The organism is Candidatus Nanopelagicales bacterium (assembly GCA_018003655.1).
Classification (GTDB): Bacteria; Actinomycetota; Actinomycetes; order S36-B12; family UBA10799; genus JAGNDY01.
This window is the reverse complement of sequence record JAGNDY010000014.1, coordinates 1-13,741: the sequence shown is the minus strand read 5'-3', so window position 1 is coordinate 13,741 and position 13,741 is coordinate 1. Positions and strand designations below refer to the sequence as shown.

Annotated in this window: 14 protein-coding genes and 1 riboswitch; of the genes, 9 read left to right on the top strand and 5 right to left on the bottom strand. The window is 62.7% G+C overall.

The window, feature by feature from the left end; genetic code table 11:
• Positions 1 to 30: 30 nt before the first annotated feature.
• Entirely contained in the window at positions 31 to 1,038 is a 1,008-nt protein-coding gene (locus tag KAZ48_03920; GenBank protein ID MBP7971925.1) for an ATP-binding cassette domain-containing protein, read from the top strand.
• Positions 1,035 to 1,913: an ABC transporter permease gene (locus KAZ48_03915; protein MBP7971924.1), complete on the top strand. Its 879-nt coding sequence runs from the start codon at positions 1,035 to 1,037 to the stop codon at positions 1,911 to 1,913. The genes KAZ48_03920 and KAZ48_03915 overlap by 4 nt, the downstream gene beginning before the upstream one ends.
• A gap of 7 nt (positions 1,914 to 1,920) precedes the next feature.
• Here the strand turns inward: KAZ48_03915 and greA are convergent, their stop codons facing one another.
• Positions 1,921 to 2,409: a transcription elongation factor GreA gene (gene greA, locus KAZ48_03910; protein MBP7971923.1), complete on the bottom strand. Its 489-nt coding sequence runs from the start codon at positions 2,407 to 2,409 to the stop codon at positions 1,921 to 1,923.
• Entirely contained in the window at positions 2,406 to 2,879 is a 474-nt protein-coding gene (locus tag KAZ48_03905) for a DUF4307 domain-containing protein (protein MBP7971922.1), read from the bottom strand. The genes greA and KAZ48_03905 overlap by 4 nt, the downstream gene beginning before the upstream one ends.
• A gap of 75 nt (positions 2,880 to 2,954) precedes the next feature.
• On the opposite strand from KAZ48_03905, the gene KAZ48_03900 reads away from it, so the two are divergent.
• On the top strand, positions 2,955 to 3,275 hold the full coding sequence (locus KAZ48_03900; protein ID MBP7971921.1) for a hypothetical protein: 321 nt from the start codon (positions 2,955 to 2,957) through the stop codon (positions 3,273 to 3,275).
• A 12-nt stretch (positions 3,276 to 3,287) separates the two neighbouring features.
• On the opposite strand, the gene KAZ48_03895 is transcribed toward KAZ48_03900, so the two are convergent.
• Positions 3,288 to 6,359 (bottom strand): EAL domain-containing protein, encoded by a 3,072-nt coding sequence (locus KAZ48_03895; protein ID MBP7971920.1) that lies wholly within the window; start codon positions 6,357 to 6,359, stop codon positions 3,288 to 3,290.
• 114 nt (positions 6,360 to 6,473) lie between these two features.
• Between KAZ48_03895 and KAZ48_03890 the strand changes: the two genes are divergently transcribed.
• Both KAZ48_03890 and KAZ48_03885 read left to right on the top strand, forming a co-directional pair.
• Positions 6,474 to 6,944, top strand: coding sequence for a hypothetical protein (locus tag KAZ48_03890; protein MBP7971919.1), 471 nt, complete (start codon positions 6,474 to 6,476; stop codon positions 6,942 to 6,944).
• A 3-nt stretch (positions 6,945 to 6,947) separates the two neighbouring features.
• A complete protein-coding gene (locus KAZ48_03885) occupies positions 6,948 to 7,337 on the top strand; it encodes a DUF3817 domain-containing protein (GenBank protein MBP7971918.1) in 390 nt (129 codons plus the stop codon).
• On the opposite strand, the gene KAZ48_03880 is transcribed toward KAZ48_03885, so the two are convergent.
• The gene (locus KAZ48_03880) at positions 7,334 to 7,711 is read right to left on the bottom strand and encodes a hypothetical protein (protein ID MBP7971917.1); all 378 of its coding nucleotides are present in this window, start codon (positions 7,709 to 7,711) and stop codon (positions 7,334 to 7,336) included. The two genes, KAZ48_03885 and KAZ48_03880, sit on opposite strands and share 4 nt — an antisense overlap.
• 793 nt (positions 7,712 to 8,504) lie before the next feature.
• Here KAZ48_03880 and KAZ48_03875 point away from each other — a divergent pair.
• From KAZ48_03875 to KAZ48_03860, 4 genes are all read left to right on the top strand, one after another.
• On the top strand, positions 8,505 to 9,941 hold the full coding sequence (locus KAZ48_03875) for a right-handed parallel beta-helix repeat-containing protein (protein MBP7971916.1): 1,437 nt from the start codon (positions 8,505 to 8,507) through the stop codon (positions 9,939 to 9,941).
• A 276-nt stretch (positions 9,942 to 10,217) separates the two neighbouring features.
• Positions 10,218 to 10,670 (top strand): CHAP domain-containing protein, encoded by a 453-nt coding sequence (locus KAZ48_03870; protein MBP7971915.1) that lies wholly within the window; start codon positions 10,218 to 10,220, stop codon positions 10,668 to 10,670.
• A 185-nt stretch (positions 10,671 to 10,855) separates the two neighbouring features.
• The gene (locus tag KAZ48_03865) at positions 10,856 to 11,908 is read left to right on the top strand and encodes a 2Fe-2S iron-sulfur cluster binding domain-containing protein (protein ID MBP7971914.1); all 1,053 of its coding nucleotides are present in this window, start codon (positions 10,856 to 10,858) and stop codon (positions 11,906 to 11,908) included.
• Between the two features lie 8 nt (positions 11,909 to 11,916).
• Positions 11,917 to 13,134 carry an acyl-CoA desaturase gene (locus tag KAZ48_03860; GenBank protein MBP7971913.1) on the top strand — a complete coding sequence of 406 codons (1,218 nt, stop codon included), beginning with the start codon at positions 11,917 to 11,919 and terminating at the stop codon, positions 13,132 to 13,134.
• 92 nt (positions 13,135 to 13,226) lie between these two features.
• A riboswitch (cobalamin riboswitch) is annotated at positions 13,227 to 13,361 on the top strand.
• 128 nt (positions 13,362 to 13,489) lie between these two features.
• On the opposite strand, the gene KAZ48_03855 is transcribed toward KAZ48_03860, so the two are convergent.
• Positions 13,490 to 13,741, bottom strand: a 252-nt coding sequence (locus KAZ48_03855) for a hypothetical protein (protein MBP7971912.1), incomplete at its 5' end; no start/stop codon positions are given.

Sequence of the window (13,741 nt, the reverse complement as noted above, 5' to 3'; positions counted from 1 at the left end):
ACCGGTGGCTCGATCCACTAACTTTCCCCCATGGCAAATTCAGCAGTAGTGGCCGAGGGTTTGGTCAAGACTTACGGAGATGTCAAGGCCCTCGATGGCCTTGACTTGGAGGTCAAGGAGCAGAGCGTCCTGGGGCTGCTTGGACCCAACGGCGCCGGCAAGACGACCGCAGTGCGAATCCTGACCACATTGCTTCGGCCGAATGCCGGACACGCAACGGTCGGCGGCATCGACGTGCTCAAGCACCCGGAGAAGGTCCGGGCAATTATCGGCCTGACCGGTCAGTACGCGGCCGTTGATGAGTACCTCACCGGTCGGGAGAACATCAACATGGTCGGGCAGCTGTACCACCTGGAACCCAAGTGGGTAAGGAAGCGAGCGGACGAGTTGTTGGAGCGATTCCGACTGGCTGACGCCGCAGATCGGCCCGCCAAGACCTATTCCGGCGGCATGCGGCGCAGGCTCGACTTGGCCTCGAGTCTGGTCGCCAAACCGGAGATCCTCTTTCTGGACGAGCCCACAACTGGCCTGGACCCACGGTCTCGGCTGGAGCTCTGGGAAGTGATCGAGAACCTCGTTGCTGACGGCACCACGGTGCTGTTGACGACCCAGTACCTGGAGGAGGCGGACCAACTAGCCGAAGAGATCGTCGTCATCGATCACGGCAAGGTGATCGCCAAGGGAACCAGTGAGACCTTGAAGGATTCGGTCGGTGGCGATCGGGTCGAGGTCGTGGTGCGGGAGCAGTCGATGATTGCCCCTGCGGTTGCGGCGATCTCCCCGTTGGGTAACGCCGAGGCCAAGGTGGACGAGGTGGATCGACGGGTCACTGTGCCGGTGTCCGGCGGTTCGACGGTGCTCGTCGACGTCGTTCGATCACTCGATTCCGCTGGCGTTGTGTTGGACGACCTGGCGTTACGCCGGCCTACCCTCGACGACGTGTTCCTGTCGTTGACGGGTCGAACGGCAGAGGAAGAAGAACAGCAGAGCGGAACCAAGAAGAAACGGCGCCAGCGCAAGCAGAAGGAGGCCTCATGAGTGCGGTATCTGCAACCACTACCCGCACGGACGCCCCGCAACCTCGGTCACGGCCGATACTGGGCTGGCATCTGGCCGACGGGATGGTCGTTGCCAAGCGCAACCTGATCCAGACCATCCGAGTCCCCGAACTACTGTTCTTCTCGCTGGTTCAGCCGGTCATCTTCGTGCTGATGTTCGCCTACGTCTTTGGCGGGGCCATCCCGGTTCCCGGAGCCTCCGGCGGTGCCGACGCCTACCGCGAGTACCTCATCCCTGGCATCTTCGCGCAGACCGTTGCTTTCGCAGCAGCATCGTCGACGGTGGGCATTGCCGAAGACATGCACAAGGGAATCGTCGACCGATTCCGCTCGCTACCGATGAAGGCCTCGGCAGTGTTGTTTGGTCGCACTTTCGCCGATGCCGCGCGCATGATCCTGGTCCTGACGGTGCTAACCATCACTGGCCTATTCGTGGGGTGGGGGATCAGTGACGGCTTCGTCAATGCCGTCAAGGCATACGCACTGTTGCTGTTGTTCGCGTACACGGTCGCGTGGATCGGATCGTGGGTCGGCCTCTACATGCCAAACCCGGAGACGGCGAACACCGCGGGATTGATCTGGCTGTTTCCGCTGACTTTCATCTCCAATGCGTTTGTGCCGTTGGAGGGCATGCCGTCAGGCCTACGGGCGATTGCCGCCTGGAACCCGTTGTCCTCGCTGACGTTGTCCTGCCGAGAGCTGTTCGGCAACCCGACCGGCGGGATACCGGGCCAACAATATGGCTACTGGTCGTTGGACCACTCGGTCCTCTACACCTTGTTGAGTCTGGCCGTTCTGTTGGCGATCTTTGTTCCGCTGGCGGTGCGCAAGTACCGTCGTACGACGGCTCACTGAGGTCGCGCTAGTCGTTGAGATCCACCGCGACGATTTCAACAGACACCTTGCGGCCGTTGGGGAGTTCGAATTCAACCGAGTTGTTGACGAACTTGCCCAGCACAGCGCCGCCGAGCGGTGACGTGGGCGAGTAGACGTCGATGTCGGTGTGGGCCGCCTCCTCGCGAGAGCCGAGCAGGAAGCGCTCGGTGTCGCCGTCGGAGAAGCGGACTGTCACGATTGTGCCGTGGGTTGCTTTGCCTTCTTCAGCGTCGGCCGGTGTGCCGATCTGAGCGTTCTCCAGTAGGTGCTTGAGCTGGCGGATACGTGCCTCATTCTTGCCCTGCTCCTCGCGGGCCGCGTGGTATCCGCCGTTCTCCTTGAGGTCGCCTTCTTCCCGCGCAGCGGCGATACGGGCGGTGATCTCGGCCCGCTTGGCCTCCGAGCGTTCCGCGAGTTCTTCCTGCAGCCGGTCATAAGCCTCTTGGGTCAACCACGTCTCGTTCGTTTGACTCATGCGGGACTCCATGGTTGTGGGGGGTTGACGGTTCCAGGCGGGAAGTCCGGTTGGGAGACGCGCAGTTGACCCGTTGGCGCGCACCCCAGCACTTCCGCTGCGGCACCCTGTTTCCGCGTTGCCACACTGTAGGTCTCTTGCACGTAAGGAGTCCCAGCGGGGAAATTCACCACCGCGTATCCGACATCCTGGCGCTTGTCGTCCTGCACTCGCAGCGCGCAGTCAACGGGCTGACTGGCAGAGCGGCGAACTTCAAAAGTCACGTCGACGTGGGTTGGTTCTTTCGCGCTCCAGACCAGCAGTTTGCTGCGCACTGCGGGGTTGGCGACCTTGTATGCGCCGTAGCTGCCGAGACTGACGACAACAATCGCTAGCACCAGCGTCAGGCCGATCACGAATCGTGGCGTGCGCCGGTAGCCGTACCGGTCTTGCAGGTACGGCGGAAGATCGCGCAATTTGGTGGTCGACATTGGTACCCATTGTCCGATTGTGGGCGGGGCCGTGGTGTCATGGCTGTCGTGAGCGCCAATTCGTTGCTTTCAAGTGTGACCAGTTTACTCGCCGACGTCGTCGCGACTCCGAGCCCCACAACGGCTCCTCAGATCGATCCAGATCGCGTCTCGCCCGGTGGCCTGGGCTTCCTTTCGATTGTCGTGTTGGCCATTGCTGCCGTGGTGATCTTCTTCTCGATGCGCAAGCAACTCCGCAAAGTGGACTTCGAGGAGGGCAAGGAGCCCGCGGGTTCGCGTCGGGTCGACCTTATTCCGCCCCGCCAGATCGACGTTCCACAGAGTCCAGGCGGCCAGCAGCGCTCACCCGGTGCTGGTGCCTCCCCGACAGATTCTGAACCGACCGACCCTGCGTGATGGCCGACCGATCTAGGTCGTCGGCAGGCGGCTCGCCAGTTCCCATGGTGCTGCCGGGGTGGTGCGCAGCAGTGCGACGATCTGCTCGGAGCTCAGCGGTCGTGCCAGTAAGTACCCCTGCCCGAGGCGGTATCCCATCGACATCAACGCCGATTTCTGGACTTCCGTCTCCACGCCTTCGGCAATGACACCTTCAAGATGCATCGAGCTCGACAGATCCTTGATCGCCTTGACTAGCCCGCCGTCAAACTCGTTGGGCAAACCGGCGACGAATTCCTGTGCCAGTTTCAGGCCACTGACGGGCAGGGATCGCAGGTAGTGCAGCGATGCCCAGCCGGTGCCGAAGTCATCGATGTACACCGAGACACCGAGCCCGTCGATGGCCGACAGTTGGCTCGCAGCAGTACTCTCGTGGGGCACCAGAACGCTCTCGGTGACCTCGACCACCACGTGCTCGGCAGCCACGTTGGTGTTTGCAATCGCTTTGGCCAGTACGGCCGCGACGTCGTCGTTAGCCAGCTGTCGCCAAGAGACATTGACCGACATTCGCAAGTCGCGGTGGGCCGGTATCGACCGAGTCCACCGTGCCAAGTCCTCCAACGAACGTCGGATGACGAACTGGCCGATCTCGATGATCTGTCCGGTTTCCTCAGCCAGCGCGATGAAGGTGTCGGGAACAAGTTCGCCCCGGGTCGGGTGATTCCACCGAACCAGCGCCTCGACTCCGGCGATGGCACCGGTCTCCAGGTCGAAGATTGGCTGGTACTTGACGACCATTTCATCTCTGGTCAGGGCACCGCGCAGTTGATTCATAACCGAGAGTTTGAGTACTGCAGTGTCATGCATGTCGCTGTGGAAGATCGCGACCCGGCCCTTTCCAGCGAACTTCGCGTCATACAGGGCAATGTCTGCATCGCGCTCCACCTCAGAGGTGTCCTGCGCGCCATCGCTCATCGCAATCCCGATGCTCGCGCTGGTGGAAACATCGGTCCCCATCAGGTTCGTCGGTTGCGCGAGTCTGTCGAGGACACGGTTGGCGACGGTTTGTGCGTCCGCCAACGTGCCGGCGCTTTCCAGGATGACCGCGAACTCATCGCCACCGAGTCGAACCGGGGTATCGCCTTCGCGCATGCACTCAACGAGTCGGCGGGCTACCTCCTTAAGGAGTTGGTCGCCAGCCGGGTGGCCGAGGGAATCGTTGACGTCCTTGAAGTCGTCGAGGTCCATCATCAGCACGGCGAACGGACTGCCTGATCGTCGTGCGCGGGTGCTCGCGCGGACAAGTTCGGTGCGGAAGACGGCGCGATTGTTCAGGCCCGTGAGCTCGTCGTGAAACGCTTGGAAGGCCAATTCCTGCTCGAGGACGTAACGGTCGGTGACGTCGTGATGGGTGACCACAAACTGACCTTCGGAGCTCAGCCACGACACGTCGACCTCGACCCGACGATCCCGCGCGGCGCCGTCGGTGGCGGAGACCTCGTCGCCCAGGGTCACGCGCATGGCCAGTGGATCGAGCACGAGGTCTCCGCGAGCCTCGCCTGCGGTGCGTGCTCGGTCGAGCAGGCCACGTGCCAGTGCCGCGTCTTGGAACAGACTCGGCCACCCCCGGCCGACCGTGTTGATCGGCGACTGACCGGTCAGGTCGCGCACGGCCTCGGTCACATAGCGGATCACCAAATTGCTGTCGACCAAGGCGATGACGTCACTGGCGTTATGCAGCAGTAACTGCAGTCGCTCGGTGGTCGCGCGTTCCACAACGCGGCGCGCCAGCGCTAGGCGTTCCAGCGCCATACCCACGCTCTGGCCGAGCACGGCCAATGACGATTGAGCTGCGCCCTGGATCGAATCGGGGGCTTCCACGACGAGTTGACGCCGTGGCGTCGTGCCGGATACGGAGACGACCGTTCGGTAGCGCACTTGGCCGTTTGGCAGTCGGAAGCGCTGACCCGTCGTGTTGGTTCCGCTGGCCTCAAGTTCTTCGTCCGTGCCGAGCACGCAGGTGACATCGGGCTGCTCGACGAGGCGCCCGGCCCAGTCGCTGAGTCGGCTGTTGACCTCGTGGATGGTGCTGGTGCGCATGAGGCCAGCGTTGATCTCGCGCAGCGCGTGCTCGCGGAAGATCGCCTCGCGGTATCCCTGCACCAGGAGGTTCACGCGCAACACCAGCAGCACCGTCAGGGCAAGGGTCGCGAGCACGAACGCCCGTCCATTGCTGAACGTGCCCTGGTCGCGGTGCAGCAGCAGGAGCACCGGCGGCACGAGGACAGCGGCGCCAAGCAGGAATAGCACCCGAGTGCGCGCGACGATCACTGCCTCGGTGTCGATCGCTGGCGGTCGTGCGGCGGTGGGGTCGAGGGCTGCGGATCCGGCGAGGGATATGAAGATGATCGCGGCCGACTCAACGATCGGATTGGTGTAGCGGCCTTCGATGGGGCTGCTCGGCAGCCAGCTGAGGATGCCGATGGCGTCCGTCAGCACCAGTAGGAGGAAGCCGATGGACAGGATCCGCGCGGAGCGATTGACGACGCGGTCAGTTGAGAACCACAGGCGCACGGTGAGGGACAGGAGTAAGACGTTGAGGATCTCGAAGAGCACGAGCGTGGTTCGCTGATCGCTATTGAGCGTGCCTTCACTCCACAGTGGGTACACGAAGAACTCAGCGGCGATCATGCTGGCGCCAACAAAGACGATGGCGGAGTCGAGCAGGCCACCGATGTCAGCGACAGTCCGTCGTCGTCGATTGACAAAAATGACTGCGGCGACGGAGAAGAAGACGAATGAGGCGGCGTGCAAGACGTTCTCGATGGGCCCGAATGCCCCCGGCGAGGTGGGTTCGGTGCTGGTTCCCCGGGAGAACAGGTCGGTGAGGACAAACAGCACCATGCCGACGCTGACAAACCCCCAGGCCGACTTGGCCCACAGTCGTTTGCGCCGGGCCACTATGGCGATCATGGCTGCGGTCAGCAGGGCGAAAATCCACCAGATGATGTCCTGCAGCAGTGGCAACGGTGATGCCAGCAGTTGAATCACAAGTATGACCAGCGACGTGCCGATCCAGAGGTTGCGTGGTTTCGTGTCGCCCACGCCGTCACCTCCCAATGGTTCGCTCACAGAAATGATCGCGGCAATCGGCCGTCAGTGCGCGCCAGGGCTCGCCGTCCGTGTGTCGGATTCCGGCCCTTGACGTACCGTTATGCCGTGCTCCGCTACGCAATGGCCCCCCGCTGGCTAGCGTGGCATGTCTTCTGTGTGCTGCTCATTGCCGGGCTCATTGGGATGGGAATTTGGCAGTGGAACGTGGCGACTGCGCCCAGGATTCCTGGGGGCGAAGCGAACCTCAATCTCCGGAACCTCGTCTATGCATTCCAATGGTGGATCTTCGCGGCCTTCGGGGTGTGGTTCTGGTTCCGATTCATCCGCGACCAGCGGGATGCCGAACTGGCGGCTGCCGCTGCGGTCGAGGGCTTCGACGGCGCCGAGGACGACCGCAAGGTTGCCGATGTCGGCGGTTCCGAGTCGTCGGTCAGACCTGCCGACCAGGCTCCGGTGCAGGTCGATGACCAACCCATCTCGTTGGACGCGCCAGCAGCCACGCGAGCCCAGCGGGCGTATGGCGCGCCTTCTGATTCGGTAGACAGAAACTCCGTCGAGAGAAATGGTGGCGAGTAGACAATGTCGGGCGCACTGCTGCGGTATCGCGTTATGGCGTGGATTACCGGCGTCTTTCTGTTGACGCTGACGATTTGGGCCATCGTGGGCTACACCATGCTCGACTACAGCGACGCAGCCAGCAAGCCGTCCGCGTACGCCCTCATGTGGACTGGGCACGGATGGTTCTATTTCATCTACCTGATCACGGCGGTGGACCTCACGTTCCGGATGCGCTGGTCGCTGTTGGCCACTGGGGCGATCCTCATCGCAGGGACCATTCCGCTGGCGTCTTTCTTCGCCGAGCATTGGGTGACAAAGCGGGTCAAAGCCCAGCAGGCGCAGGCCGGTGTCGGGGGTGGGAAGCCAACAGCCTCCTCGACCGCGCAGACCACGACACCGCCAACCGGCTAGCCAGCGAACTGCGTAATCGACAGGATGTTCTGGTCCGGGTCGAGCAGCCACGCGACACGATCGCCGTTGGGTGCGGTCCAGATGCCCGAGTCGTCCTGCTCGAAATTGGGATACCGCTGGAAGGCGACGCCGCGAGTGGCAAGGTCGCTGACGGTTTCTGCGATGTCGGTGACCGACCATCCGACCTTCGTGAATTCGACGTCGGGTTTCGAATCAACCAGCGTCAGGCGCAGCGCCGCGCCGTGGGCGCCCAGAGTGCACCAGTTCTCTGCCTGATCAATCACGCTGAGGCCGAGTAGGTCGCCGTAGAAGTGCATGGCCCGGCCGACATCGGTCACGGGCACAAAAGCGATGAGGCTTCCAGCAGCGAGCATGCAACCAGTGTGCTGGAGCAGCAGCGTAAATGCACGCTGTGACCGAGTACGTGGATCACCCAGCCAATCAGGTGACCGAAAGCCCGCATCACCTCGCTGACTGCCGAAGTCAACTGAGACCAAGCAGTCGAGCAAGGCAGGGGAGGTATCCGCTGGAACGTAGAACGACGGTCGACTCGAAGTGATCCCCTGTGGTCTCATCGACGGACACAGCCAGGAGGTGGACGCGGACGTGAACAATCGCGTTAAATCCACGAGCCCGATCCTCTGCGCCCTTGCCACGACGGTGGCAATCGCCGCCGCCTTGACCCTCGCCGCCTTGACCCTCGCCGCCCCGGCGGTTGCCGCACGCTGGCATTCGGCCCCCACGAAGTTACCCGGCGGTATGGCTGTTTCCCGCGTCGATTCGCGACCATACCGCTGGGTAAGTTCCGCGCTGAAGACAACTCGGGCCGGGCGGGCGCCTAGGGCGAGGTTGGCCGTGCGGATTCAGGGACTACCGGCAAGAGCGTGGCCCTCAATCGTGGTCAAGGGGCCGCAGAAGTACCACCGGACTCTCCGGAAGTCGGCCAAGCTCCGCTTTCGGGGGAAGGGTTGGGTGACGGTTCGAGCGAAGCCAGTGCACCTTGGCTCGCGGACGTACCGGCCGGAGAAGCAAACCACGCGACTGCGCGTGCGGCCACGGACTTCGCGAACGGTCATCGTCCGGTTCCGACCAGGGGTGCGCCCAGTTCGAGCCCCCGCCCAGCCGCCGAGTCGCGTCCCAGCGGGAACGTCCGTAAGCCGGTACCAGATGGGTGACATAGACGTGTCCGATGTTTGGGTCGACGGCACCCATGGGTCCGACCGCAACGACGGAAGTGCCACCCATCCGCTGCGAACCGTGACCGAGGCATGGACGCGCATCCCAGCAGATCGAGACCTGACTCAAGGCGTCCGGATCCAGGTGCGATCCGGAAGGTATGCGGAGTCGATGACTCCCAACTACTGGGAGAACCGCCGAGGTACCGCTAAGCATCCGATCATCCTCAACGCAGTCGATGGTGCACACACCGTTCGCTTCGATAGCGACATCAACATGTACGCCACCAGGTACTTCTATCTGACGGGTATCGACGTCATCCGCGACCAGGACGCGTTCCATTGTGAGAGATGTGATCACGTGCTGGTGCGCAACGTTCTGTTCGACGGCGATGCGTCGGCCGGCGGATCGCGCAGCCACGACCTGCTCAAGGTCAACCAATCGCAGAACATCTACATAGAGGACTCCGAGGTCCGCGGCGCCGAGGACAACGCGATCGACTTCGTGGCGGTGCAGTCGGGTCACATCATCGGCACCAAGGTCCACGATGCGGGTGACTGGTGTGCTTACGCGAAGGGTGGCAGTGCCTACCTGACGGTCGCCGATAACGAGTTCTACGCCTGCGGGGTGGGCGGTTTCACTGCCGGCCAGGGGACAGGGTTTGAGTTCATGGTCAGCCCCTGGATCACCTACGAAGCCATGGGGATTGCGGTGGTCAACAACGTCATCCACGACACCGAAAACGCGGGGCTAGGCGTGCAGGGTGGGTACAACGTGTTGATCGCGTACAACACGCTCTATCGAGTCGGCAAGCGCGATGCGCTATTGCTGTTTCAACACGGTTCCCGCAGTTGCGACGCGTATGACGCTTCAGTGAATGCTGCAGCATGCGTTGGCAATCTGAATCGCGGCGGATGGGGAACAGCAACGACGGGTGGCGAGTGGGTACCCAATCGCCACGTGTTCGTCTACAACAACGTGATCGCTAATCCGAGCGGCTATGAGTCGCGGTGGCAGCAACTGTCGGTTCACGCTCCGGCATCGCCGCCAGCGCGAAGTCACATCATGGCACCATCTGTTGCTGACGACGACCTACGAATCGTCGGGAATGTCATCTGGAACGGTGGCGCGGGCAAGGAGCTGGGCATTGGTGACGGAACTGGGTGTAGGTCGAACAACCCAACGTGCAACCCGACCCAGATTATCCGCGACAACCGGATAAATACGCTCGCGCCCGCGTTCCGAAACGCCTCCGGCGGTGACTTCGTTCCGATCGGAGCGCTTGCGAGTTTGTCGGCTACCGCGATCCCAGATTTCGGTTGGGGTGACGTTCCACTTGGGGCACCGGCCGGTTCCAACGTGACGGCGGTCCCCGCCGCGCGCGACGGGCAGCCGCGTGATCACTGGGGACGCCCCGGCGCGTACTAATCCACCGTGTGACGGCCGCTACAAATTCACGCTTCGGAATGTCCAAGTTTCAACCTTTTCAGGAGTGAGTAAGCACCCAAGGTGACTTTCCTCCTTTCGGCGGGCTTGTTTTCCCCCGAATCTCGACGTATGAACTCAACACAAAATCAGACGCACATCCCCTCGCCCCGAGGGATTCGACGAGCGGCTCTCGCTGTTGCTGTTCCCGTATTGGCAGCTTCCACAGTTGCAGCGCCAGCGGTACTGACCACGCAGACGGCCAGCGCGGCGCCGACCATGACTCGCTCCGTTAGCCACTTCTCCGGCGGTGGCGTGACCATCAAGGGCAAGCGCTGGCTCAAGGGCCATGGCGTGTCCGTGATTCGTAGCCGCCAATGCACGGAGTTGGCGAGTCGGCTCTACAGCAACAAGGGTTGGGGCAGGATCACCAACTTCTACGGCATGCGGAGCAACCGGACCTACAGCAAGAAGCTGAAGTTCCACCGCAACGCTACCGGCTACCGCCCCGTCCCAGGCGACGTGCTCGTCGAGCTCGGCGGCCCGTACCAGCACGTGGCGGTCGTCAACAAGGTCACCAAGAAGCGCATCTACACGGTGGAGCAAAATGCCACCCGCAGCGCGCGCCACGTATACCGCTGGAAGGGCAAGCACGGGCACAAGGCCGTGGGTGCCTACGGACCGCGCCACGTTGGTGGCTTCATCCACAGCAAGCGCAACCACTTCAAGTAAACCGGTCACCCGGCGCGGGCACTAACCCGTGACCAAGGGAAACAAGCCGAAGACAACGACGAAGCGCGCAGAAGGGCCGCCGCAGCCACACCCGCTGCGGCGGCCCTTCGGCGTGGCGCGACACGTTTGAGAGATATTTACGTGCCCGTAACCTACGGAGGCGTAACTTACGGTACCGTAGAAACATGAACCGGATACTTAACGCGGCACGACGGCTGACGACTCCGCTGTTGCCGAGTGACTTCCTCGAACTCGTCAACCCAATGTGGTCCGGCTCCGGCCGGGCGGCCCGAGTCATCTCGATCATCGATGAGGCTCCTGGCGCCGCAACGTTGCAGTTGCGTCCAGCCCGACCCCTTCCAGCCCACCTCGCGGGCCAGCACCTGCCGATCGGGGTGGACGTTCGCGGCGTGCGCACTTGGCGCACCTACTCGATCACGTCGCCAGCGGGCGGCGCGGCGGCGGATCTCTGCATCACAGTCAAGGCTGTGGATGCCGGCGTCGTCTCGAACTACCTCGTTAACGACCTTGAGGTCGGCGACCTGCTGTGGATCGGCGAGCCGAGCGGCGAGTTCCATCTGCCAACCGCGCAGCCGCAGCGACTGCTCATGGTCGCGGCGGGTGGTGGCATCACCCCGATAATGGGGATGCTGCGCACGCTGGCAAACCAGCCGAACCCACCATTGGTCGAGCTAGTAACTGTTGACCACAGCCGCTCGGACCAGATCTTTGGCGCGGAGCTTCGTGAACTTGCATCATTGAGTCCTTGGCTCAAGCTGCACGTTCGATACACGAGCATCTCCGGACGACCGACGTTCGCGGAGATCACCGACCAGGTGCCGGATTGGCAGGAGTTGCCGGTCTGGGTCTGCGGTCCGGCCGGACTGCTTGAGCAAGCCCAGCAGCATTGGGATCGTTGCGGTGACCCGAGGCAGTTGAACATCGAGCGCTTCACTCCAGTCCGTGCCGCCACGGTTGGTCAAGGTGGCAACGTCACTTTCGAACGCAGCACGAGGCAGCAGGTAGTAGGCGCCGATACCACCGTGCTCGAGGCAGGCGAAGCCGCCGGAATCCTGATGCCGCACGGCTGCCGGATGGGAATTTGCCACGGCTGCGTCGTCCCGCTCGTCGAGGGCCAGGTGCGCGACATCCGAACCGGTCAGACTCACGGCGAACCCAACGAGCTCATCCAGACTTGCATCAACGCCCCGCTCGGCGACGTCCACATCGACATCTAGGAGAACCCATGAACAGCAAAACAGCAGCTCACCTCAGCGACAGCCAAGTCGAAGAGATCGGCCGCCGCCTCGACGCCATGCGTGCGGGCGTCGTGGACAACCTCGGCGAGGAGGATGCCGCCTACATCCGGCGCATGATCAAGGTTCAACGGAGCCTTGAGATCGCGGCACGGACGACCCTGATGGCCTCGATCCTCCCGCCCGCCTGGCTTGCCGGTACGGCGATGTTGGGAACATCGAAGATCCTGGAAAACATGGAGCTTGGCCACAACATCATGCACGGCCAGTGGGATTGGATGCGTGACCCGGCAATTCACTCCACCACGTGGGAGTGGGACAGCGCCATCTCCTCGGAGGAGTGGAAGAAGTCGCACAACGTCATGCACCACACCTGGACCAACGTCATTGGCAAGGATCTGGACGTTGGCTACGGTCGCCTGCGAGTTTCCAAGGACCAGGAGTGGGAACCGTCCCATTCGTTCCAACTGATCACCAACGTGGTGATCATGTTGATGTTCGAATACGGCATCGCCATGTATGACGCTGACCAGGAAGTTGCCGCGCAAAACGATGGCAAGCGGGACAAGGTGGCGGCGCTCAAGAGCCTGTGGCGCAAGGTCAAACCGCAGGTCATCAAGGACTACGTGGCCTTCCCGCTGTTGTCCGGAATCAGCGCTCCGACGACGTTGACTGCCAACGTTTCGGCCAACGTCATGCGTAACATCTGGACACACGTGATCATCTTCTGCGGTCACTTCCCAGAGGATGTTGAGTACTTCACCGAAGAGCAAATCGAGGGAGAGACGCGTGGACAGTGGTACATCCGGCAGCTCCAGGGTTCGGCGAACATCGAGGGTAGCCCGCTGTTCCACATCATGAGTGGGAACCTGAGCCACCAGATCGAGCACCATCTGTTCCCGGACATCCCGAGCAACCACTACGCCGAAATAGCTCCGCAGGTGCGTGCGTTGTGTGAGGAGTACGGACTGCCCTACACCAGCGGGCGGCTGTCCAAGCAAAGCGCCGAGGTCTGGCGCAAGCTCGCGATCTACTCCGTGCCCAACGATTTCGTCAGTGGGATCCGCAGCTGGCTTCGCGGTGGCCCGGCTGCCCAAGCGGTGCGCTCAAGCCTCGCCGAAGCGGCCGCAATCCGTGAGTCGGCGGCGGTCGCCGACACCCTTGAGGCGGGCGAGAGCACCATCGAAGCCGGGAATTCTGCCGCGTAGGTGACGGTGCTCGTCCCGTCAGCCAGCGCCAGGGTCAGCGCCCGACGACCTGGCGGATTGGTAGCACCCGGCCACGCTGCGATTGACCGGATGCTACCTTTCAGCCGCTAGGTCAATTGCTCTTGCGCGGGGAAGCCGGTCGAATTCCGGCACTGACCCGCAACCGTAGGTCGGCCCACTAGTGGGGCGGCAAGTCGGAATACCGCGCCTGAGCCAGCGACTCTTCAACCGTCGAGGCTACGGGTGGAGTCCGGACTTGCTGGTCCGAATTCACCCCTCGCTGCGCGCAATCGCAGCAGGGGTTTTCGCGTATCAGAGGTGCGGCGACGCCGTAGATTCGCTGATACGAGAGGCACTACATGCGCGCCCTCACCACCCGCTCCTCCCGCTTGGTGGCTTTGACTGCCTTGTCCGCGACTCTGGCTGTCGGACTGCTCGCTGCACCGCCAGCGGCCGCGTCAGCCCCGACAACCGGCGCGGCGACCGCGCGCGCGAGTGCTCCCACGTCCACAATCAGCTCGGGCGACGCTGCCGCAGGGTGGCTTGCCACCCAGTTCACTGACGGAGCGATCCCCAGTACGTGGAATCCGGGGGCAAACGACTGGGG